Source organism: Banduia mediterranea, assembly GCF_031846245.1.
Taxonomy (GTDB): Bacteria; Pseudomonadota; Gammaproteobacteria; order Nevskiales; family Nevskiaceae; genus Banduia; species Banduia mediterranea.
This window is the reverse complement of sequence record NZ_JAVRIC010000018.1, coordinates 48,546-69,912: the sequence shown is the minus strand read 5'-3', so window position 1 is coordinate 69,912 and position 21,367 is coordinate 48,546. Positions and strand designations below refer to the sequence as shown.

Here is a 21,367-nt window from a genome sequence, read left to right as displayed (position 1 = left end):
CCGCCGGCGCAACTCCGCCATGAGGTGATCAGTGCGCATGACTCGCTGGGAAGGCAGTCGACGGAACCGGGATGTTCAAGGGATCACGCGGGACAGGACCCAGGCCGGCACCTGGCGGCTGCTGGGCGTGTGGCTGGCGCTGCTGACGGCGATCGCTAGCGGCACCGCGCAGGCCGGAAACATTCCGTTCTCGCAGGTGCAGCTGACCTATGAGATGAACGGTGAGCCGCTGGCCAGTTTCCTCGAACGCTTTTTCGCGGACGAGGGTCTGCGGGTCGCACTCAGCGAAGCGGTGCGCACCCAGGGCGGCACGCTCAACGGCCCGCGCAGCGGTACGGCGGGCCAGATATTCCGCAGCATTGCGGACTCCAACGGCTTGACGGCCTATTTCGACGGCGGCGTGGTGTGGATCTACAAGCGCAACGAAATCCAGTCGCGCTATTTCGCGGTCAACGTGGAACAGACGCAGGATTTCCGGCGCGCGCTCGCCGAAATGTCGCTGGGCGATGCCTACAACAGCGTGCGCATCACCGAGGAGACCGGCCTGGTCTCGGTCAGTGGCGTTCCGCGCTTCGTCGATCAGGTCGAACAGCTCGCCACCACCGTCAGCCAGCGCCGCTCGCCGGTGGAAACGGTGTTCCGCTTCATTCCGCTGAAGTACGCCTGGGCCACGGATCGCACCTTTGTGGTCGGTACGCGCCAGATCAGCGTGCCGGGCGTCGCCAGCATCCTGCGCGAACTTCTGTATGACCCGGCCTATCAAGCGGCACTGGGCACGCCCAACGAGATCGTGCTGCCGGCCAGCGCCGGCGGACTCAACGGGCGGGGGCTGGCCAGCCTCGGACAGCGCATGCAGGACCGCAATGTCGGGCTGGCGGTGCCGGACGGATCGGGCGGCGTGCGTCTGCTGGGCGATTCGCGCGGCGCGCCCGCCCAGGCGCCGGCACTGGTGTCGGTGCCCGGCGGCGGCGGCAACGCGCGCATCGTCGCCGATCCGTATCGCAATGCGATCATCATCCGTGACGATCCCGAACGCGTGCAGCTCTACGAAGACCTGATCCGCGCGCTGGATATCCCGATGGACATCGTCGAGATCGAGGCCACGATCATCGACGTCAACACCCAGCGTCTGCGCAACCTTGGTGTGGACTGGCGCTACGGCACCGGTTCCACCGAGGCGGTGTGGGGCGAAGACGGCAGCAAGCCAGACTTCCTCGGCGCGCTGGCGGCCGACAACATCGCCGCGCTCGGTCAGGTGCCGGGCTTCCAGGTGGGCGCCATCATCGGCAACGACAACCGCTTCATCGCCCGCGTCAACGCGCTGGAACAGGAAGGCGCGATGCGCGTGGTGTCGCGGCCGCAGGTGGTCACGCTCAACGATGTCGAGGCCGTGATCGAGAACAGCCGTTCGGTCTACGTGCCGGTCGAGGGCGCATTCGAAGTGGACCTGTTCAACGTCTATGCCGGTACCGTGATGCGGGTCACGCCGCATCTGATCAAGGAGCGGGGCCGCGAGCGGATCCGCATGCTGGTGACGATCGAGGATGGCGATGTCACGCTGACACCTTCCACCGCCGATGCCGGCGGCGAAATCCCCGAGGTCACGCGCAACGCCGTGACCACGCAGGCGATCATCGACGCCGGACAGAGCCTGCTGTTGGGCGGTCTGGTGCGCGAGGAGGCCAACAGCTCCACGCGCAAGGTGCCACTGCTTGGCGATATTCCCTTGATCGGAAACCTGTTCCGCAGCCGCCAGCGCGATGCCGGACGGCTGGAACGGGTGTTCCTGATTTCGCCGCGGATCCTCGACGCCGGCCGTCCTCGCAGCCCGGTGCCGAGCCCTTCGGCGCCGCTGCCGGCACCGCCGGACCTGCCCGAGGGTGGCCACTCTCAGCCCGAGCTCGGATTCCGCTCGGGCGGGGCCAGGCTGTCGCCAGCCAACGACGTGCTGCGCGCGCCGCCGCCGAGCCATCCGCTGCCGACCGCACCGCCGCAATCTTCCTTGAGCGCGGCGCCGGTTGCGCCGCCGGTTCCAGGCGCATCGTCCGAGCCGGACAGCACCGCCGGCCCGGCCTTGCCGCCGCCGTTCGAGTCGCCGGCCGCGCAAACGCCCGCAGCGCCTGCGAGCCAGCCTGCGCCGGTACCCCGTCCGGCGCCGAACGATACGGTCAATGACGAGCTACTCCGGGCACCGGCGCCCGCAATGTCGCTGGCTGCGGACAATGCGAACGAGCTGCCAGCGGAGCTTGTGGCGCCGACCGTCTCCCAGGCAGCGGCGCGGGTTCCCGATCCGCTGCCGCAGGTTCCGCTCGAACCGGCGCAGACGGGTTCTGCGGAGGTGCCGGTCGCTGAGCCGATTGCGACAGCCGATCCGGCCCGAACCGCGCCTGCGCCTGCCGCGCCGGCCGACCTCGAAGGCATGCCGTCCGAGCTGATGCAGGAACTGATGCGCGAGCCGCCGAACACAATGGGCGCAGTTGCGGTCCTGCCCAGGGATCAATGGCCGCGCGAGGTGCGCGAACGCGAACCTCGCGCGGCCCGAACACAGACCAGCACAGCAACTGTTCGATCCGGACTCGCGTCCGGCGCAGGGGAGCAAATGCAATGAGCACACATGCGGAGACACTCAGCATATTGCCCGGAACCCAGGCCCCGCCGGCGCGCAGCACCGCACGCGCGGCCGAGGCGCTGGCCCTGCACGTGGTGGGCGGCCTGCACAACGGCGCCTGCCGGGTGTTGCAGCGCCACGAAATACTGATGATCGGCAGCAGCCCGGACTGCGATCTGGTGCTGTCGGACGCCGGTGTGGCCCGTCATCACTGCGTGATCACGCGACAGGGCCGCAACATTCTGCTGCGCGCGGTCGACGAGGCGGTGATGCTCGACGGTCACCGGCTCGTGCCGGGCGAACCTCGGCCCTTGCGCACTCGCATGCAGGTGAGCGTGGGTAGTGCCGTGATCGCGCTGGGTCCGCTGGGGCAGCGCGAATGGCCGCAACCGGCGGCGACCCGCAACGCCGGAGACATCGGCCCGTTGCGGCTATCGAGCCTGCTGGCAGTGCTCGCCGGACTGGGTGCTCTGGGCTTCGCCGCCGCACTGCTGGCGATGTTCAACGAACCGGAAGCCTTGCCGATGCCGGAGCCGATACCGGTGGTCCGGAAAGTCGTGGAAACCATGGGGCTGTCCGAGCTTGCGATCAGCGCGCGCAGCGACGGGATGCCGCTGATCGAAGGGGTGGTGCCGGATGCCGGCCGCGCCGCCGAACTCAAGACCGCGCTCAAGGCGCAGGCGCCGCAGGCGGTGATGCAGGTGCGCACCGGCGAAGACATCGCCGAGGACGTCGCCGAGATCCTGCGCCTGTCCGGCATCGACGCGCGCACGGTGTATCAGGGACACGGTCGGGTCGAGGCGCGCGGTCAGTTGGGCGACGAGGCCTTTCTCGAATCGATCATCTACTCGCGCGCGATGCGCGATATCCAGGGACTGCAGAAAGTCGTGGCGGTGAACTACAGCAACGGCGATCAGCCGCAGCCGAGGATGTCGCCGCAGCGCGGCAAGACCGTGTCCACGGTGATTTCTGGGCGTGATCCGTATCTTGTGACCCGCGACGGCTCACGTTACTACGTGGGGGCCGAGCTGCCGGGCGGAGCCCGGCTCGGCGGTATCGACGGCAACGAGGTTGTCATCGAGCTGGGGGGAAAGCGGCAACGGGTGAAGGGCGTCGGCACCCAGCTGGCGTCCGTGAGTTCCATCGATACAGAGACCCAATGAGCGTCTCGACAAGGACTCCCGAGGAGTCAAGGAGCGATACATGAAAGACATCGATGCCATCCAGGGCTTGAGCCCCAATGCACCCACCGGCACGGCCGGTTCGACGATCACGTCGAGCACCGAGATGACGCGTGGTGGCACCACCGCCGGTATCGGCGACTCGCACAGTTGGTACGAGGCGATGGCCCAGGCCTGGGGCTCCGCCCTGGACGATCAGGCCGGGCGGATCGCCACGCTGTCCAGCCAGGTGTCCGAAAACGGGCAGGATCAGCCCTCGATGATGACGCGGCTGACGGCGGAGAGCCTGCGCATGCAGTTCCTGTCGTCGAATGCCTCCACTTCGGTGACCAGCGTCGGCCAGGCGCTCGAAGCCCTGGGTCGCAAGCAGTAATCCCGACCCTCATTCACATCCGCAGGGGAGAGACCATGACGGATTCGATCGCAGCAATGAGCTTTGACCTGGCCGCCGCCCAGGTCGATCCCACCGCCGCCGCGGGCGGTGGCGCGGCCGCCGGAGGCGGCGCATCGGTGTTCGATGTCGCCCGCTTCGAATCGCAGATGCAGGCGCCCACCGGCGCGGCGGCCAGCGTGGCCGCGCCGCCGCCGAGTTCCGAGGTCGCCAGCGGCGGGTTTCAGTCGGTGCTCAAGACGCTGGAATCGCTCAATGGGCGCGTCGAGAACCTCGGCAGCGAGGCCTTCCAGTTCGCCGCCGACAAGCAGGAACTGTCGCCCGGCGACATGCTCAATCTTACGGTGAAGGCGCATCAGTTCATGTTCCATTGCGAGCTGACGGCGAATGTCGCCAATCGCACTTCGGAAGGTGTGCAGCAGCTGTTCCGCCAGCAAAGCTGACGAGGTGCCCGTGAAGGTTCACGCAAGGCTGACGCTGATCGTCGCGGTGCTGACGCTCGGTGCCTGCAGGGAATCTCCGCTGTATTCGGAGCTGACCGAGCAACAGGCCAACGAGATCGAGGCGGTGCTGCTGGCGTCCGGCATCAATACGGACAAAAGCCCGGCCGAAGGCGGCGACGGCTGGGCCGTCTCGGTCGCCAAGTCGGACCTGCCGCGTGCGATGCGCCTGTTGCGCGCGCGCGGCCTGCCACAGGCCGAACGCGTTTCGATCGGCGAGGTGTTCGAGAAGAAGGGCTTTGTGTCTTCGCCGCTGGAGGAGCGGGCGCGCTACCTGTACGCGCTGTCGGAGGAAATGTCACAAACCCTGATGCAGATCGACGGCGTGGTCTCGGCCCGTGTGCACATCGCGCTGCCGGAAAAGGATCTGCTGTCGAATACCAAGGAATCGGCCTCGGCCTCGGTGGTGATCATTCAGGAACCGGGCACCGAACTCGGTACCCGCGAAACCGACATCAAGGCGATCGTCACCGACGGCATCGAGGGTCTGGACAACGTCAACCGTGTCACCGTCAAGTTCTTCGATCGCGGTCCACCGACCGACGATGCCGAGATCATCCCGGCATCCGTGAACTCCTCGCAGCGGCTGCAGGCCAGCTTCGGCAGCAGCGGGCTGATGGTGATGCTGCTGAGCGGCGCTGCGGTATTCGCGATCGCGCTGTGGCTATGGTTCCGGCGGCGGCGCGATGGTGATGCCGAATCGCCGGAGGGGCGGGCCTGATGTCGCGTGTTTCCATGGCCCGATACGACTTGCGTGGGGGCTGAGCGCATGGCATCCAACGTCCGCTTCGAGCTGCAGGTGGCCGCGATGAGCGATCTGCACCCCAGCTGGGCGCCGTCGCTGGCGCCCGAATTGGTGCAGGCGGCACGCGAACGCGCGATTGGCCGGCACTGGCTCGCCCGCCAGATCACCGCCAGCGAACTGCTGGGCAATGTCACACCGATCAGCCTGAGCGGAGGATGGCGCTGGCTGCTCAAACCGTTGTCGGAGTTCTCCGATCTTTTGCTCGATCTCGGCGGCATCGTGCTGGCGCCGCGGCTGCGCATGGTGGTCGAACGCAAGCCGCTGGCGCTATTGCGCGAGGTTCTCGGCGAAGCGCGCTACCAGCGGGTTCTGAAACATGGCGGTGGTTCGGCCACGCCGCCCGTCGGCGATGTCTCGGCCGTCTTGCCGGACGACGCCGAAGACCTGCGTGAGGTTCTGAGACGCCAGGCCGCCATCGAATTGCAGGCACAGTTGCAGGGAATCGACCGGGGCCTGTCGGAGCGGGTTGCCCTGGCCCTTCCGCGTGACTGGGCATTGACTCCATCGACTGCTGCGCGTCTCGACGCTGCGGTGTTCGAGGCGGTGCTGCGCACTCGTGTCGATGGGTCTCTGGGCGCATCCGCATGAGCGCCGCGACCAAGCACCAGGCCACCCTGCTTGTGCACGACCGTCTGTCATTGCGGCTGGCCGGCACGCGACGCATTCCGCGCGCCGCGTGGGCTGAAGTGTCCGAAGCCGCGCGTCTGGTCGAGCAGACCAATGCGCTGTGGTTGCAGGCGCAGCAGCAGGCCGAGGATCTGCGCGAGACCGCGCGACGCGAGGGCTATGCCCAGGGCAGTGCCGAAGCATTGGCCGAACTGGGCGAAGCCTTGAGCACCGCGGTACAGCGCATTCGCGAAGACCTGCGGGGGGACGACCGGCGTGTCGCAGCCCTGGCGCTGGCCGTGGTGCAGCGTATCGCGCCGAGCCTGGACGCGATGACGGTGGTACCGGATCTGGTATCCGAGGCCCTGGCATCGATTGATGTCGAGCGCTATCTGGTGGTTCGGGTCCATCCCGAAGTGCGTGAGGCCGCCGCCGCGCGACTCGAACACTGGGGCGAGGCGCACCCGGAGGTCGGTGCCCTGCGCGTGATCGCCGACGAATCGCTGGAACGGCTGGACTGCGTGGTCGAATCCGAAATGGGCCAGATACGTGCCGGCCTCGCTGACCAGCTCCGACTGATCGGCGATGCGCTGCAGTGCGTCGTCGACCGGCCCGCTGGCGCATGAGCCGCGTGACGTTGCTGGACGATCCGCTGATCGACGCGCTGCGCCGGGTCGACCGGCTCAAGCGCGTGGGCCGCGTCGCCGAGGCTTACGGCACCCTGATCCGTGCGAGCGGCGTTCCGGCCGCGATCGGCGACGTTTGCGAACTGCGCGATCCCGCCACGGGCCATGTCCTGAGTGCCGAGGTCGTCGGCGTGTCGCGGCAACAGACCTTGCTGACGCCACTCGGCCCGCTCGAAGGCGTCTGCGCCAACATGGAAGTGCATGCCGTCACCGGGCGTGCCTCGGTCACGGTCGGCGATGGCCTGCTGGGCCGCGTGCTCGATGCGCACGGCGCGCCGCTGGATGGCGGCAGCGCACCGCATGGCAGTGGCACCGCGCCGCTGCATCGCGAGGCGCCGAATCCGATGCAGCGCACACCGATCCATGAAGCCCTGCCGACCGGCGTTCGCGCCATCGACACCACGCTCAGTGTCGGCGTGGGCCAGCGCGTCGGCATTTTCGCGGCTGCCGGCGGCGGCAAGAGCACGCTGCTGGGCATGCTGGCGCGCGGCGCCGCGTCCGACGTCAACGTCATCGTGCTGGTCGGTGAACGTGGCCGCGAGGTCCGCGAATTCATCGACGACAGCCTGGGGTCGGAAGGATTGCGCAAGAGCGTGGTGATCGTCGCCACTTCGGATCGTCCGGCGCTGGAACGCAGTCGGGCCGCCGATGTGGGAACCGCCATCGCCGAGCATTTCCGCGACCGTGGGCAGCGCGTGCTGTTGCTGATGGATTCGGTGACGCGCTACGCCCGTGCCTTGCGCGATGTCGGCCTGGCGGTGGGCGAGCCACCGGCGCGGCGCGGCTTTCCGCCGTCGGTGTTTTCGGCGCTGCCGCGATTGTTCGAGCGTGCCGGCAACAACGACCGAGGCTCGATCACGGCGTTCTACACCGTGCTGCTGGAAGACGAGGACGCCGGCGCCGATCCGATCGGCGAGGAGGTGCGCTCGATACTCGACGGGCATGTCGTGCTGTCGCGCAAGCTCGCGGCGGCCGCGCACTATCCGGCGATCGACGTGCTCGCCAGCGCCAGTCGCGTGATGTCGCGCGTCACCGATGGCGCGCATCGCGCGGCGGCCGCGAAACTGCGCGCGGCGCTGGCCAAGTACCAGGACATCGAACTGCTGCTGCAGCTTGGGGAATACAAACCGGGTGCCGATCACGAAGCCGATTTCGCGGTGGAGCGCATCGGCGCGATTCGGGCCCTGCTGCGTCAGGGCGCCGCCGACCTGAGTGAGCACCAAAGCTCCTTGCAGCAATTGCAGAGGCTGTTCGCATGAAACGCGACGCGCGCTTGGACGGACTGATTTCGGCGCGAAAGCTGCGCGCCACGCTGGCGATGACCGCCCTGCGCGCCGAACGCGACAAGCTGCAACTGGCCGTGGCGGAACGTGTTGCCGCCGAAAGAAGACGACAGGCGGCGCGGGCGCTGCATCACTGCGAACGCGCCAGGGGCTTCGTTCACGGCGGCGGCAGCGCCTGGCGGCTGCAGCAGCGTGTGCTCGAACTTCAGGCCCTGGCCGCGCGCGAGCTGGAATGCGGGCAAGCGCTGGATCAGGCCGAGTCCGTGGTCGCCGAGGCCAAGGCGCGCACTCAGGCGGCGTTGGTTCGGTATCGCCGCGCCCACGACAAGGTCGAAGCCCTGGAACGTCACCGCGCCAGCCGGCAGGCCGAGGCCCGTCGCGCCGACTGGCGCGCGGAGGAACGCGAGTCCGAGGAACTGCTCACTCATCGGCAACGACAGGAGCACGCATGATGCGAACCGAGAGCCACATCAAGCCCGACCCCGGTGGACACGAGGCGCGCGAGGCGCGATCGCCGCGCGCCCAGCGCCCCCAGGCAGACGCCGAATCGATCCAGCAGTTCGCGCAGATCCTGGCGCGAGCCGACAGTCACGAAGCCTCCACGCGCATGGCCTTGGCGGACGGTCCGGAGCCACTGGACACGCGGGAGAGTCGTTTCGATGCGAACAGCCTGGCCGATCCGAACGCGCTGAACCTGCAGCGCCTGGCATTCGAGCCGCCGTCGCAGCAGACGCCCCCGGCGGTGGCCACGGCAACGCTGGCCGACATGATCGAGCGCCATGTGCGGCAGATGCTGGTCGACCTCTCAAGCGCCAGCGTGCAGGGCGAGCGCGGCCAGCTGATGCTGCGCATGTCCGACGACACCCTGCCGGCCACCGACCTGATGCTGTCGCGCACCGAACAGGGCTGGTCGCTGAACACCGCATCGGCGGACGCCGAAACCGCGGCGATGATCCGGGAGGCCGCGCCGGCCCTGGTAGAGCGATTCGAAGCGATGCGCCTGGGCGCACTGGAAGTGAAAGTCGGCTCCCGCGACGCTTGAGCTTCGCCCCGCGAGCCTCCAGAATCGCGCCGGCACCCTGCCGGCCGCATCAAGCGAGCGCCCAACGAAGCCCATGTCCCGAATCCAGTCCGTGCTGCAAGGCCTCAAGCAGCAAAATCGCCGCGCCCTGATCCCGTACATCACCGCCGGTGACCCGCATCCCCGACATACCGTGGAGCTGATGCACGCGCTGGTGTCCGGCGGTGCGGACATCCTTGAACTGGGCGTGCCGTTCTCCGACCCGATGGCCGATGGTCCGGTGATCCAGCTGGCCTGCGAGCGGGCCTTGGCACACGGCACCAGCCTGTGGCAGGTGATCGACATGGTGGCCGAGTTCCGCAAGACCGATCGCGACACCCCGGTGGTGCTGATGGGCTACCTCAACCCGATCCACGCACGCGGCGTCGAAGCCTTCGCCAAGCGCGCCAGCGAGGCCGGCGTCGACGGTGTGCTGATCGTCGATCTGGCGGTGGAGGAGGCCGCGGAGTTCGTGCCGGCGCTGCGCGCCGCCGGACTGGACGCGATCTTCCTGCTGGCGCCGACCAGCCCGGAGGCGCGCGTGCGCGCCGCCGCCGAATTCGCCTCCGGCTATCTCTATTACGTATCGCTCAAGGGCGTGACCGGTGCGGCGCAGCTCGACACCGTGGCGGTGGGCCAGCGTGTCGCGCAAATCCGCGCCTGGGCGGACCTGCCGATCGCCGTCGGTTTCGGGGTGCGTGACGCCGCCACCGCGGCGGCCGTGGCTGCGGTCGCCGATGGCGTGATCGTGGGCTCTGCGCTGGTCGCCGAGATCGCGGCCGGCGCGGACCGGCCCGACACCCTGCCGGCGATCCTGCACGACAAGCTCGCCGGTCTACGCGCGGCACTGGATCAGCTAACATGAGTCTGTCGTGCCGATGCACGGCGCCTGCACACTCGACGGGAATCCATCGCGGATGAGCTGGATCGAAAAACTGATGCCTTCGAAGATCGAAGGCCAAGCGGTCAAGAAGAAGAACGTGCCCGAAGGGCTCTGGACCAAATGCGAGTCCTGCCAGTCGGTGCTGTATCGCGCCGAACTGGAGCGCACGCTGGAGGTCTGCCCCAAATGCGGCACGCACCGTACGATCGCGGCGCGTGCACGGCTCAAGCATTTTCTGGATGAGGGGCCGTGCGAGGAGATCGGTGCCGAAGTCAGGCCGCTCGATCCGCTGAAGTTCAAGGACACCAAGCGTTACAAGGACCGTCTGACCGAGGCCCAGCGCAGTACCGGCGAGACTGACGCGCTGGTGGTGATGCACGGCCAGCTGATGGGTCTGCCGCTGGTCGCCGCAGCCTTCAATTTCGAGTTTCTCGGCGGATCGATGGGCAGTGTCGTGGGCGAGCGCTTCGTGCGCGGCGTGGATCGCTGTCTCGCGGACGGTGTGCCCCTGGTCTGCTTCGCCGCTTCTGGCGGTGCGCGCATGCAGGAGGCGCTGCTGTCGCTGATGCAGATGGCCAAGACCTCGGCCGCGCTGGCCAAGCTGTCGGAACGCGGGCTGCCGTTCATTTCGGTGCTGACGCATCCGACCATGGGCGGTGTCTCGGCGAGTCTGGCGATGCTCGGTGACATCAACGTGGCCGAGCCCAAGGCGTTGATCGGCTTTGCCGGTCCGCGCGTGATCGAACAGACGGTTCGCCAGAAACTGCCGGAAGGATTCCAGCGCGCCGAATTCCTGCTCGAACACGGCCATATCGACATGATCGTCGACCGCCGCCAGATGCGTGAACGCATCCACAACCTGCTGGCGATCCTGACGCACTTCAAACCGAGTGTGAGCCTGCCGGCTGCGTGATGGTTCGGTTCCGCGTTGCGGGTTCGTGAACGCCGCCATGGCCGAACCGATGATGCCGGCGGAATCGACCCGAAGCGCGCGACCGCAGGCATCCTGGTCGCTGGATCGATGGTTGCGCTGGCAGGAGAGCCTGCATTCGCGGTCGATCGATCTGGGGCTGGATCGCGTGCGCGACGTGGCGCAGGCGCTTGGAGTGCTGGCGGACCCAGCCACGACGATCACTGTCGGCGGCACCAACGGCAAGGGCTCCACCTCGACCCTGCTGGCCGGCATTCTGCGCGCGCAGGGCTATTCGGTGGGCCTGTTCACCTCGCCGCATCTGCGACGCTACAACGAACGCATCGCGGTTGACGCCCAGGACGCCAGCGACGCCGAGATCTGCCAGGTGTTTCATGCGATCGAGGCGGTGCGCGGACTCATCTCGCTGACCTACTTCGAATACGGAACGCTGGCGGCGCTTGAGCATTTTCGACGACGTGCAGTCGACATCCAGATCCTCGAAGTGGGGCTCGGTGGCCGCCTGGACGCCGTCAACATCGTCGACGCGGATTGCAGCATTGTCACCAACATCGGCCTCGATCATCTCGATTGGCTCGGTCACGACCGCGACAGCATCGGTCGCGAGAAAGCCGGCATCTTCCGTCGCAGCCGTCCGGCGATCATTGCCGACCCGGAACCGCCGCAGGGCCTGCTCGACGCCGCGACCGCCGTCGGCGCAAGCCCCTGGCTGATCGGCCGGGATTTCGACGTGCGCGCCGTGGACGCCATGTGGAGCTTCGAGGTTCAGGGGCGGACGGTGTGGACGCTGCCGCCATCCGGAATGGGCGGGGCCGCGCAGCGCCGCAACACCGCCGCCGCGCTGGCGGCCGTCTACGCGCTGCGCGAACAGCGACCGGTACGGGCCGCAGCGATTGCACGGGCGGTGCCGGCGATGCGTCTGCAAGCTCGCTTTCAGCCGATCGGAAACTGCGTGTTGGACGTGGCGCACAACCTTGAGGCGGCCCAGGAGCTGGCGGCCAACCTTAGGCGTACGCGCAGCTCCGGACGCACGCTGATGGTGATCGGCATGCTCGACGACAAGCCTGTGGAAGCGGTGGCTGCGGCGCTGGCGCCCGAAGTCGACCAGGTCTGCTGCGTCGGTCTGCCGCCGCCGCGAGGACTGGATGCGCAGACGTTGTCGGCACGACTGGAAGCGGGCGCGCGGTTTCGCGGCGGCTGTTCCCGGCACGACTCGGTGAGGCAGGGCCTGGCCGCCGCGCTGGCCGCCGCGGGAACTGGGGATCGGGTGCTGGTCACCGGCTCCTTCCTCACCGTCGCGGCGGCGCTGGAACAGCTCGATGGATGAGCGCCTGGTTCAACGCCTGCTCGGCGCGGCCGTGGTGTTCGGCCTGATTTTCGTGCTCTCCTTGTTGCTGCCGGCGCCGGGCGAGATCGACGACCAGGAACAGCAGGCGCAGGGCGTCACCATCGATCTGCACACGCCGCAGACGCGGGCCGAGCCGCCCCGCCCCGAATCCGAAATCGCCGCGGTGGATACGCCGCAAGCAGCCAAGGTGATCGAAGACAAGTCGACGGCGGCGCCGCCGACCGAGGAGTTCCGGCCGACACGCGCGAATCCGCCGATGGCCCCGAACCCGAGATCCCAGCCGCCTGAGGCCGAACCGGAGCCAGAACCGATCGAGGAACCCGTCAAGTCCAAGCCGAAACCGAAGGAAGTGCCGCCGCCGGCCGCAAAGCCCGAGCCCAAGCCCGAACCGGTGCCGGTCGAAAAGCCGCCGGCGCCGCAGACACCGACCCCGGTCGCCGGCGGCAGCTACTGGGTGCAGGTCGTGGCGCTGTCGGAGTGGGAGCGTGCACATGCCTTGTTGAACGCACTGGAGTCTCTGGGCTATCGCGGCATGATTCAGCAGAGCGAATCGGCCGGCAGACCGATCTTCCGCGTGCGCGTCGGTGCCTACGGCACACGCGACGAGGCGGCGGCGGCTCAACGAGCCCTGGCCGGTTCGGGCTACGGACAGACCGCCATCGTCTCTGGCGAATGAGACGATTTGCACTCATCGACAAGCTGCCCAGATCGGATAGCGGCTGCTAGGGTTGTCGGGTGTATCAATAGTGAACGAACAGGCGAATTCGCCGGGACTCTCATGACGAAGCTGTTACAATCGCGCCGCGTCGGCACCGGCTCTCAGGAAGGCCATGAACTGGGTTGATTTCGTGATCCTCGCCATCCTGGCCGTTTCGGCTCTCGTTGGCATTTTCCGCGGGTTCACCCGCGAGGCGTTCAATCTGACCACCTGGATTCTGGCCTTCTGGATCGCATTCGCTTTCGCGGGCGACTTGGCCCATTGGCTGACCCAATACATCGAGACGCCGTCGGTACGCGTGATCGTGTCGTACGCCAGCCTGTTCCTCGGCGTTCTGTTGATCGGTGCCCTGATCACCCACGTGATCTCCAAATTCATTCGTGAAACCCCTTTCTCGGGACCCGACCGCGCGCTCGGCGCCGGCTTCGGGCTGCTGCGTGGCCTGGTGGTGGTGGTCGGCCTGGTCATGCTCGCGGGCGCCACGGCGCTGCGCGAGGACCCGTGGTGGAGTCAGTCCATGCTGATCCCCCAGGTCGAACCGCTCGCCGAATGGGCGCGCGAACAGATTCCGCAAAGCTGGATGGACCAGTTGCGCGCAGTTCCCCAGGCTCAAACTGCAAAAGTGAGTTAAGCCATGTGCGGCATCGCCGGTATCGTTTCCCACTCGCCCGTCAACCAGGATCTGTTTGACGCCCTGACCGTATTGCAGCACCGCGGACAGGACGCCGCCGGCATCATCACCATGGACGGCTCCAGGCTGTTCCTGCGCAAGGCCATGGGCCTGGTGCGAGACGTGTTCTATACCGACGAACACATGGCGCGCCTGCGCGGCAATTGCGGCATCGGCCATGTGCGCTATCCCACGGCCGGCGTCTCCACCTCCGCCGAAGCGCAGCCCCTGTACACCAACACGCCGTTCGGCATTTCGCTGGCGCACAACGGCAACCTCACCAATACCGAGGCGCTCAAGGCCGACCTCTACGCCGAGGACCGCCGCCACATCAACACCGATTCGGATTCGGAAGTCCTGCTCAACATCTTCGCCCACGAACTCGGGGAACTGGCCGGCACGCGGCTGGTGCCCACCGACGTGTTCGAGGCCGTTGCGGGCCTGCACCGCCGCGCGCGTGGCGCCTACGCCTGCGTGGCGATGATCACCGGCTACGGCATCGTCGGCTTTCGCGACCCCAACGGCATCCGTCCGGTGGTCTACGGCCGTCGCAAGAGCGAGGCCGGTTGGGACTACATGATCGCCTCCGAATCGGTGGCGCTCGACGTGCTCGGCTTCGATCTGGTCAGCGACATCAAGCCCGGCGAGGCGGTCTACATCACCCTGGACGGGCAGATCCATGTCCGCCAGTGCGCAGCCAATCCAGAACACGCGCCGTGCATCTTCGAGCACGTCTACCTCGCGCGACCGGACTCGGTGATCGACGACATCTACGTCTACAAGGCGCGCCTGCGCATGGGCGAAAAGCTCGCCGACAAAATCCTGCGGGACTGGCCGGACCACGACATCGACGTGGTGATCCCGATCCCGGACACCTCGCGCGTCGCCGGAGCCGAGCTGGCCGTCAGGCTGGGGGTGACCTACCGGGAAGGCTTCATCAAGAACCGCTACATCGGCCGCACCTTCATCATGCCGGGGCAGGCGCAGCGCAAGAAAAGCGTGCGCCAGAAACTCAACCCCGTGGACATCGAGTTCAAGGGCAAGAACGTACTGCTGGTGGACGATTCCATCGTGCGCGGCACCACCTCGCAGGAAATCATCCAAATGGCACGCGAAGCCGGCGCCAGGAAGGTCTACTTCGCCTCCGCCGCGCCGCCGGTGCGCTTCCCCAACGTCTACGGCATCGACATGCCGACCTCCACCGAACTGATCGCGCACGGGCGCGACCACGGCGAGCTCGAACGCCTGCTCGGCGCCGACCGCGTGATCTACCAGGATCTGCAGGACCTGATCGACGCGGTGCAGGAGGGCAATCCCGATATCGCCCGTTTCGACTGCTCGGTGTTCGACGGCCAGTACGTAACCCAGGACATCGGCCCGGATTACCTCAGCCAGCTCGAACTGTTCCGCTCCGACGCCGCCAAGGAAGCACGTCGCAGTGCCGGCCAGAGCGTGATCGAACTGCACAACGCCGCCACCGGTTGAAGCCCGGCTGACTTCATCTGTGTCGCGAGCCAGCAGTTCGTCGAGCGTGAACCGTGCCGCCAAGCTGCGGTCCTGGAAGACGCCGCGAGCGATTTCTGGTTCGACGCCAGAAGCCCAGGCCTCGGCGTCCGCTTTGCGGGCAAATGACTTCGTGACCTCTGGCAATCCGCGTCGGCGGACCTGCGCCTCCCAGCTTGATCCCGGTTTGCGAAACGTCGCCATTCCTGCCCCCAGTTGCCACGCGTTGTGGCAAATGTGTGGCAAGCTCGGGATTCGGGGGGAGGACAAAAACCGTTGCTTTTAAATTTTTACTTTAAAAACAACGGATTGTCTTGGTGGGCGGTACTGGGATTGAACCAGTGACCCCTGCCGTGTGAAGGCAGTGCTCTACCGCTGAGCTAACCGCCCGAAGGGCGCGGAAATTAGGCTAACGGAAGCCCCCTGTCAAGCGCGGTTTCATGGCTTGGCTGTCCGAGTATTCAATCATGCGGCCATCTGGTCTGAAACCTGCCGTGCGCGGAAGCGCCATGAACCACGCTCCCGGCCGGCTCACCGATGATCCAGCATCTCCTCATACCGATTCCCGGCAGGCCCATAGGCATTGCCGGCGACGACCCGGCTCAGGTTGAGAACCTCATACACCGGCAGCCAGGTCTCGTCCCGGTCCGCCGTGCGCACGCGCAGCCGCAGCTGCGGGTTGGGCAGGTAATAGCCGTTGCGCAAGCGGCGCCAGAGTCGGCGCGCCGGGACGTAGCTGCTGCTCACCTCGGCGCGCGCCAGCACGGCGTTGAACCAGGTCCGCTTGCGGCGCTCCGCGCGCAGCACGCTGTGCGGCAGCTGCTCCACGTTGCGCATCAGCCACCCCGCATTGATCGCGTGGCGCCGTTCGATCGGAAACTCCGGACCTGCCACCAACTGCGAAGCCAGCGTCTTGATGCTGGCCAGCATTCGCTGCAGCAGGAAGTATTCGCCCTGGTGCGCATACAGCCTCACCAGCCGGCCGTCGGCTTCCACATCGATGAACGCCGGCGCCACCCGTTCATGAATCGCCGCGAACGGGCCGGCGGCGTACTCCGCGTCCGTGGCGGCGCGGTCCAGCGCATGCAAGGCCGCCGTATGACCGAACAGATCGCGCTGCTCGATATCCGCCCCGCGTTCGAGCAGCGCTTCCACCAGGGCCACATTGCCGGCGCGGGCCGCCAGCATCAGCGGCGTCGCGTCCACCGTGGTGCGGTGGTCCACGCCGTATTGGTCGCAGTGACCCAAAACGTCCTTCACGTTCTTTTTCGCGCAGGGCGCCATCAGGCGAACGGTCAAGGCATCCATGGCCCGGTCCAGATCGCCTTGCGGCGCCCGTGCCACCAACTGCGCCGCGGGCTTCCAGCGCAACTCTGTCGCCAGGCGCAGCAGATAGCGCTCCTGCCGGTGCCACAGCGAAAAATCCAGCACCTGCTGACGCAGCTTGCTGGAAACATTGCTCGGGTCCAGCGCGCGCTCGGCGAGCGCCTCGATGCCCGCCTCGTTCCACACCGGCCACGGCACCGCGCGCACCTTGAGCACATCCTGCCGGATCGCCTCCGCCTGTTCCTGCTTGCCCTGCTGCTCCAGCCGGTACGCCTCCCGTTCCCAGTCCTCGCGGCTGGAAGACCGTGCCTGCACGTCCACCGTCTCCCCGTCTTCCCGGATACCCAGCAGCGCCAGCAACGGATGCTGTAGATCGCTCTCGATCATCCACACCCGCTCCACGGCGCGCGTCAGCGCCACATACAGCGCATTGACATAGAACTTCCAGATCTCCAGAGACTTGTCGTTCTTGTCTTTCGCGCGGCGGTACTCCAGCGTTTCCCGTGCAAGGTCCGCCCGGTCCACGCTCGCGCAGATTTCCGCATACGCCTGGCGCTGGCCGGAGACGAAGCGATACAAAATGATGTTCGGATACTCCAGCCCCTTGGCCTCGTGCACCGAAAACACCAGCGGCGTCCGGAAAAAGGCCCGCGCCGCGGACTTGTCCTCGTCCCTCAGCACCAGTACCGCGAACAGCGTGGACGCCCGCGTGCGCGCATCCAGATCGCGTTTCACCGCATCCTTGTCCGGCAGCACACGGACCTCGCCTTCCTCGCCGGCCACCGGCTCCACCAGATGATTGCTTTCCCGGTCGATGGAACCGAAGCGCGCATGCTTGATCTTCAGCAGATCGTTGGCCACGCGAGTCACCGCGCGGACATTGCGGTAGTTCACGCCCAGCACATGCAAGGACTGCCGTTCCGCCAGGGCCGCGTCCCGCCAGAACAGGCTCTTCACCGCCGCCCAGGAAAAAAAGTTCGGGTGGACGATCTGGTTGGAATCGCCGCACAGCAGAAACTGGCCCGGCTGGCGCAGCGTGCGCAACACCAGTGCCAGCTGCACATTGGTCAGATCCTGCACCTCGTCGATCACCACGAAGTCATACGCAGGTGTGGCCAGCGCCTGCCACTGGCCGGCCACCAGGTTGCTGTCGTACAGCCCGTTCTCCGCCAGCCAGCGCTGATACTTGCCGAACAGCGCATACACCGCCGCACGCTGCTCGGCGGCGAAGATCGACTGCCGCGGCCCCAGCGTCTGATACGCCTCGGCGGACAGCACCCCCTCCGGCTGGCTGCCGATCACCCCGCGGAACTCCTCGAAGCACTGATGGGCATCGGTAAAACGGTACTGCTGGTGATGCCGCGCGAACCAGTCGCGAAAGGCCGCAAAACCCACTTCGCGGCCTTCCGGCACCTTCAGCGTTTCCAGAAACTCGCGGTAGGACAGGAACAAGGGCTCCTGGGCCTCGTTCTCGTAGCCGTTGGCGAAATAAAGCGCCCGCGCACTCTGCGCCAGCCACGGCGACTGCGTCACATACAGCAGGCTGCCCTCGATACTGCGCAGCTTCTCCAGGGTCAGCGCCGTCTTGCCGGAACCCGCGGAGCCCACCAGTACCAGCGGCGGCGGCAGCCGGTAGATCGACTCCTGCGTATCGTCGAAGGAAATCACCTTGTCCAGCAGGTGGAACTCACTGCGTCCCGGATGCAGATAGCGGACCGGCGCCGCCTCCGCCGCGATCTGCGAATCAGCCGCATCCTCGATTTTCGCCTCGTCCACCACCGCGCCGCGCAGAAAGCGCGACTTCTCATACGCGTGATTGGCGATCACCTCCAGTGCCAGGCACACCGTCTCATCGCCATAGCGCACAAACATCAGCAACAGCCGATTGGTCGCGTCCAGCTTGGCCCGGTAATACGGCGACACTGCCAGTTTCTTCACCTGCGCGCTGCGCAGGTCGCCGCGTTCGATCGCGGCGCGGACTTTTTCGTAAGACTTCTGCACACGGCTCGGGTCGAGCCCCGAATAAGTCAGGACCTTCATCCATACCCTCAGCTTATGGGATCGGTGAAATTGTACGGGCAATCGGCGGTATGGCCGACGCGCTCACCGCCACACGCGCAGCGTCTCCGGGTTGTACAGATTGCGCCCGTCGAACAGAACCTTCTCCTTCAACAAGCTACCGTAGATACAAGGGCGGGCAAAGGCCGTAAGGCCGTACCCACGCAGCAGCCTCAAACCGCCACACGTGCAGCGCGCCCGATCGCGTAATGCCGAAACCCCAAATCGCGCAGCGTCTCCGGGTTGTACAGATTGCGCCCGTCGAACAGAACCTTCTCCTTCAACAAAGACGCGATCAACTCAAAATTGGGGCTCTGGAACGGTTTCCACTCCGTCACCAATGCCAAGGCGTCGGCCCCTTCGCAGGCTTCCTCCGCCGATTCCACCAGCGTCAGATCCGGCCGGTCGCCATAAATCTTGCGCGTCTCTTCCATCGCCACAGGGTCGTAGGCACGCACGGCACCGCCGTCCGCCCAAATCGCCTCCATCAACTCCCGGCTGGGCGCTTCCCGCATATCGTCGGTATTGGGCTTGAATGCCAGCCCCCAAAGCGCAATCGTCCTGCCGGCCAGCGAGCCGAAGTGGGCCCGCATCTTCGCGTGCAGAAAACGTTTCTGATCATGATTGACCGCTTCAACCGAATCCAGCAGCCGCGGCGCAAAGCCGGTTTCTCGCGCCAGATGCGCCAAGGCCTTCACGTCCTTCGGGAAGCAGGAGCCGCCATAGCCGCAGCCGGGGTAGATGAAATGAAAGCCGATGCGCGGGTCGGAGCCCATGCCGCGGCGCACCAGTTCCACGTCCGCACCCACACGCTCCGCGATGTTCGCAACTTCGTTCATGAAGCTGATCTTGGTCGCCAGCATCGCGTTGGCCGCGTACTTGGTCAGCTCCGCCGAACGCACATCCATCAACAGCACACGATCGTGATTGCGATTGAACGGCTCGTACAAAGACCGCATCAGCTCCGCCGGGCGGTCTGTATCCGCACCCACGATGATCCGGTCCGGTTTTCGGAAGTCACCGACCGCAGCGCCTTCCTTCAGGAATTCGGGGTTGGACACCACATCGTAGTCCTGCGACACGCCGCGTTGCGCCAAGACCTCCGAAACCGCCGAGCGGACTTTGTCCGCCGTTCCCACGGGCACCGTGGACTTGTTGATGATCACACGGTAGTCATCAAGATGCGCCGCAATGGTGCGTGCCACCTGCAGGACGTACTGAAGGTCCGCAGACCCGTCCTCGCCCGGCGGCGTACCCACCGCGATGAGCTGATAGGTCCCATGCCGGACAGCATCCGCCGCATCCGTCGTAAAACGCAGCCGTCCGGCTTCGATTCCGGAGGTCAACAAGCCATCCAGCCCAGGCTCATAGAACGGGCACTTGCCGCTTTGCAGAGTGGCTACCTTTCGCGCGTCAACATCTACACAGACAACATGGTTGCCCACCTCGGCAAAACAGGCTGCAGTAACCAGTCCTACATAACCAGAACCAAAGATAGTGATATTCACGGCGTGAAATTTCTCTCAAAATAAGCCGAACGTGGAGAGCGCATCGCGGATAAAGGGCCAACATGCCGGACGACAGCCTCTGCCGTGGGCGACCTCGGCCGACCTCAGCACTACGTTGCCGGACCAGAACGGCTGGAGCATAGCCATGCAGCGGCGATTTGTGAATTTGATCATGAAAAGCGGCAAAGAGACCCGCAAATAGGGGATGACCTTTGTCCGCCACTGCCCCCTAACCCGGATGTTTCATAATCCGCCCCCCCGCGCCCCGCTCGGCACCCTCCGCCAGCTGACCGGCGCTCGACCGAGCCGATTTCTGCGCCAGTCCGATCCAGCGAAGCGCTGCCGGCGGTCATGATCGCAGGTCTTGGGTGCTTCGAGCACGCGCCGAGTGCTGTTTCCCCGGCTTGCGCGCAGGCAGGCTCGTGGCCTCATTTGAATAATTCAAATTATATCAAATGGATAAACGAGATTCACCCGCTTTTATGAAAATTCGGGCTAGCTGCGGTCCTTGAGGTATTCCAGGGCTGCACCGGGGTCTTCCTCGCCACACAGGGAAGCTGCGTCGGGCGCAGCCGCCTGCGCGTCCCGTTCATTCAATACCTCGAACTGCTGCGGAGGCGCCGTCTGGTTCGAGGTCTCCGGAAATTCGAATGTATTGCTGGCTCGGGTATCCGCCTTGGCGACATCGCTCATGAACCGAAGCGCCTGCTCGTTTGCAGCCGGTTCGGAGCTGGCAACACAATCGCGCGGCACGAACAAGTCGTATTCGCGCATATAGGCGTCGTGGGCGGTGAACAGGACGCAGACGTCACCGGCAAAGCCGGCAAGAATCAGCGTGTCCTTCTTCAGGTGCTGCAGCAACAGTTCGAGGGCCGTTCCGAAGAAACCGGAATGTCGCGGTTTGAGCACGAAGTAGTCATCTTCTTGCGGCAACAGAAGCTCCGAGATCGGCTTTCCAGGAACGCCGGGCCGTGTGCAATGCGCAATGACTTCCGAAAACTCCGCGCGCCAGTTTCCGAAGTTGTCGTTGGCGTAGATCGTCGGGATGCCGGCGGCTTTGGCTCGGCGTTTCAGTTCACGAATCTGGCGGGCCGCGATGCCGGCTGCGTCGAGGAACTCGCGACCGAGGTCGGGCGAATCCATGTCGTTGATCACATCGATCAGAATCAAGGCCGTCCGTTCGGGCTCAACAGGGTCGCCAGCCCGGCGGTGCTTACCGAGCGGATTCATGTTCATTCGCATTCGCGGGGTTACGGACCATCAGTAGACGTGCCGGGCTCTTGCGCGATGACGGTTTGCGCA

Annotated in this window: 19 protein-coding genes and 1 tRNA gene; 16 read left to right on the top strand and 4 right to left on the bottom strand. The window is 66.0% G+C overall.

Features of this window, described 5'->3' with window-relative positions:
* The first annotated feature begins 37 nt into the window (after positions 1-37).
* From sctC to purF, 16 genes are all read left to right on the top strand, one after another.
* On the top strand, positions 38-2,608 hold the full coding sequence (sctC, locus tag RM530_RS12690; protein WP_311365582.1) for a type III secretion system outer membrane ring subunit SctC: 2,571 nt from the start codon (positions 38-40) through the stop codon (positions 2,606-2,608).
* Positions 2,605-3,771 (top strand): FHA domain-containing protein, encoded by a 1,167-nt coding sequence (locus RM530_RS12685; RefSeq protein ID WP_311365581.1) that lies wholly within the window; start codon positions 2,605-2,607, stop codon positions 3,769-3,771. Before sctC ends, RM530_RS12685 begins: the two co-directional genes overlap by 4 nt.
* 40 nt (positions 3,772-3,811) lie before the next feature.
* Positions 3,812-4,162, top strand: coding sequence for a hypothetical protein (locus tag RM530_RS12680; protein WP_311365580.1), 351 nt, complete (start codon positions 3,812-3,814; stop codon positions 4,160-4,162).
* A gap of 35 nt (positions 4,163-4,197) precedes the next feature.
* Complete coding sequence (locus tag RM530_RS12675) at positions 4,198-4,623, top strand: hypothetical protein (protein WP_311365579.1); 426 nt, start codon at positions 4,198-4,200, stop codon at positions 4,621-4,623.
* Between the two features lie 10 nt (positions 4,624-4,633).
* A complete protein-coding gene (gene sctJ, locus RM530_RS12670; RefSeq protein WP_311365578.1) occupies positions 4,634-5,401 on the top strand; it encodes a type III secretion system inner membrane ring lipoprotein SctJ in 768 nt (255 codons plus the stop codon).
* 48 nt (positions 5,402-5,449) lie between these two features.
* The gene (locus RM530_RS12665) at positions 5,450-6,073 is read left to right on the top strand and encodes a hypothetical protein (protein ID WP_311365577.1); all 624 of its coding nucleotides are present in this window, start codon (positions 5,450-5,452) and stop codon (positions 6,071-6,073) included.
* Entirely contained in the window at positions 6,070-6,717 is a 648-nt protein-coding gene (locus RM530_RS12660; protein ID WP_311365576.1) for a FliH/SctL family protein, read from the top strand. Before RM530_RS12665 ends, RM530_RS12660 begins: the two co-directional genes overlap by 4 nt.
* Positions 6,714-8,036, top strand: coding sequence for a FliI/YscN family ATPase (locus RM530_RS12655; protein ID WP_311365575.1), 1,323 nt, complete (start codon positions 6,714-6,716; stop codon positions 8,034-8,036). The genes RM530_RS12660 and RM530_RS12655 overlap by 4 nt, the downstream gene beginning before the upstream one ends.
* Positions 8,033-8,512, top strand: coding sequence for a hypothetical protein (locus RM530_RS12650; RefSeq protein WP_311365574.1), 480 nt, complete (start codon positions 8,033-8,035; stop codon positions 8,510-8,512). The genes RM530_RS12655 and RM530_RS12650 overlap by 4 nt, the downstream gene beginning before the upstream one ends.
* Positions 8,509-9,102: a hypothetical protein gene (locus tag RM530_RS12645; RefSeq protein ID WP_311365573.1), complete on the top strand. Its 594-nt coding sequence runs from the start codon at positions 8,509-8,511 to the stop codon at positions 9,100-9,102. The genes RM530_RS12650 and RM530_RS12645 overlap by 4 nt, the downstream gene beginning before the upstream one ends.
* A 73-nt stretch (positions 9,103-9,175) precedes the next feature.
* Positions 9,176-9,985, top strand: a complete 810-nt coding sequence (gene trpA, locus RM530_RS12640) for a tryptophan synthase subunit alpha (RefSeq protein WP_311365572.1) — start codon at positions 9,176-9,178, stop codon at positions 9,983-9,985.
* Positions 9,986-10,037: 52 nt separating this feature from the next.
* On the top strand, positions 10,038-10,916 hold the full coding sequence (accD, locus tag RM530_RS12635; RefSeq protein ID WP_311365571.1) for an acetyl-CoA carboxylase, carboxyltransferase subunit beta: 879 nt from the start codon (positions 10,038-10,040) through the stop codon (positions 10,914-10,916).
* 37 nt (positions 10,917-10,953) lie between these two features.
* Entirely contained in the window at positions 10,954-12,261 is a 1,308-nt protein-coding gene (folC, locus tag RM530_RS12630; RefSeq protein ID WP_311365570.1) for a bifunctional tetrahydrofolate synthase/dihydrofolate synthase, read from the top strand.
* Positions 12,254-12,958, top strand: coding sequence for an SPOR domain-containing protein (locus tag RM530_RS12625; protein WP_311365569.1), 705 nt, complete (start codon positions 12,254-12,256; stop codon positions 12,956-12,958). Before folC ends, RM530_RS12625 begins: the two co-directional genes overlap by 8 nt.
* A 172-nt stretch (positions 12,959-13,130) precedes the next feature.
* Positions 13,131-13,631, top strand: coding sequence for a CvpA family protein (locus tag RM530_RS12620; protein WP_311365567.1), 501 nt, complete (start codon positions 13,131-13,133; stop codon positions 13,629-13,631).
* Between the two features lie 3 nt (positions 13,632-13,634).
* Positions 13,635-15,155 (top strand): amidophosphoribosyltransferase, encoded by a 1,521-nt coding sequence (purF, locus tag RM530_RS12615; RefSeq protein WP_311365565.1) that lies wholly within the window; start codon positions 13,635-13,637, stop codon positions 15,153-15,155.
* A 333-nt stretch (positions 15,156-15,488) separates the two neighbouring features.
* Here the strand turns inward: purF and RM530_RS12610 are convergent.
* The 4 genes from RM530_RS12610 to RM530_RS12595 form a co-directional block, all read right to left on the bottom strand.
* Positions 15,489-15,563: transfer RNA gene (locus RM530_RS12610), tRNA-Val, on the bottom strand.
* A gap of 141 nt (positions 15,564-15,704) precedes the next feature.
* Positions 15,705-18,539, bottom strand: coding sequence for a hypothetical protein (locus tag RM530_RS12605; RefSeq protein ID WP_311365564.1), 2,835 nt, complete (start codon positions 18,537-18,539; stop codon positions 15,705-15,707).
* 191 nt (positions 18,540-18,730) lie between these two features.
* Positions 18,731-20,065, bottom strand: a complete 1,335-nt coding sequence (locus tag RM530_RS12600; protein WP_311365563.1) for a UDP-glucose dehydrogenase family protein — start codon at positions 20,063-20,065, stop codon at positions 18,731-18,733.
* A 495-nt stretch (positions 20,066-20,560) separates the two neighbouring features.
* Positions 20,561-21,295, bottom strand: a complete 735-nt coding sequence (locus tag RM530_RS12595) for a cysteine hydrolase family protein (RefSeq protein ID WP_311365562.1) — start codon at positions 21,293-21,295, stop codon at positions 20,561-20,563.
* Positions 21,296-21,367 lie beyond the last annotated feature (72 nt).

Bases quoted from the DNA above. Each gene is read 5' to 3' on its own strand.
- sctC (WP_311365582.1), top strand. From the start codon at position 38: ATGACTCGCTGGGAAGGCAGTCGACGGAACCGGGATGTTCAAGGGATC.
- RM530_RS12685 (WP_311365581.1), top strand. From the start codon at position 2,605: ATGAGCACACATGCGGAGACACTCAGCATATTGCCCGGAACCCAGGCC.
- RM530_RS12680 (WP_311365580.1), top strand. From the start codon at position 3,812: ATGAAAGACATCGATGCCATCCAGGGCTTGAGCCCCAATGCACCCACC.
- RM530_RS12675 (WP_311365579.1), top strand. From the start codon at position 4,198: ATGACGGATTCGATCGCAGCAATGAGCTTTGACCTGGCCGCCGCCCAG.
- RM530_RS12665 (WP_311365577.1), top strand. From the start codon at position 5,450: ATGGCATCCAACGTCCGCTTCGAGCTGCAGGTGGCCGCGATGAGCGAT.
- RM530_RS12660 (WP_311365576.1), top strand. From the start codon at position 6,070: ATGAGCGCCGCGACCAAGCACCAGGCCACCCTGCTTGTGCACGACCGT.
- RM530_RS12655 (WP_311365575.1), top strand. From the start codon at position 6,714: ATGAGCCGCGTGACGTTGCTGGACGATCCGCTGATCGACGCGCTGCGC.
- RM530_RS12650 (WP_311365574.1), top strand. From the start codon at position 8,033: ATGAAACGCGACGCGCGCTTGGACGGACTGATTTCGGCGCGAAAGCTG.
- RM530_RS12645 (WP_311365573.1), top strand. From the start codon at position 8,509: ATGATGCGAACCGAGAGCCACATCAAGCCCGACCCCGGTGGACACGAG.
- trpA (WP_311365572.1), top strand. From the start codon at position 9,176: ATGTCCCGAATCCAGTCCGTGCTGCAAGGCCTCAAGCAGCAAAATCGC.
- accD (WP_311365571.1), top strand. From the start codon at position 10,038: ATGAGCTGGATCGAAAAACTGATGCCTTCGAAGATCGAAGGCCAAGCG.
- folC (WP_311365570.1), top strand. From the start codon at position 10,954: ATGGCCGAACCGATGATGCCGGCGGAATCGACCCGAAGCGCGCGACCG.
- RM530_RS12625 (WP_311365569.1), top strand. From the start codon at position 12,254: ATGGATGAGCGCCTGGTTCAACGCCTGCTCGGCGCGGCCGTGGTGTTC.
- purF (WP_311365565.1), top strand. From the start codon at position 13,635: ATGTGCGGCATCGCCGGTATCGTTTCCCACTCGCCCGTCAACCAGGAT.
- RM530_RS12605 (WP_311365564.1), bottom strand. From the start codon at position 18,539: ATGAAGGTCCTGACTTATTCGGGGCTCGACCCGAGCCGTGTGCAGAAG.
- RM530_RS12595 (WP_311365562.1), bottom strand. From the start codon at position 21,295: ATGAATCCGCTCGGTAAGCACCGCCGGGCTGGCGACCCTGTTGAGCCC.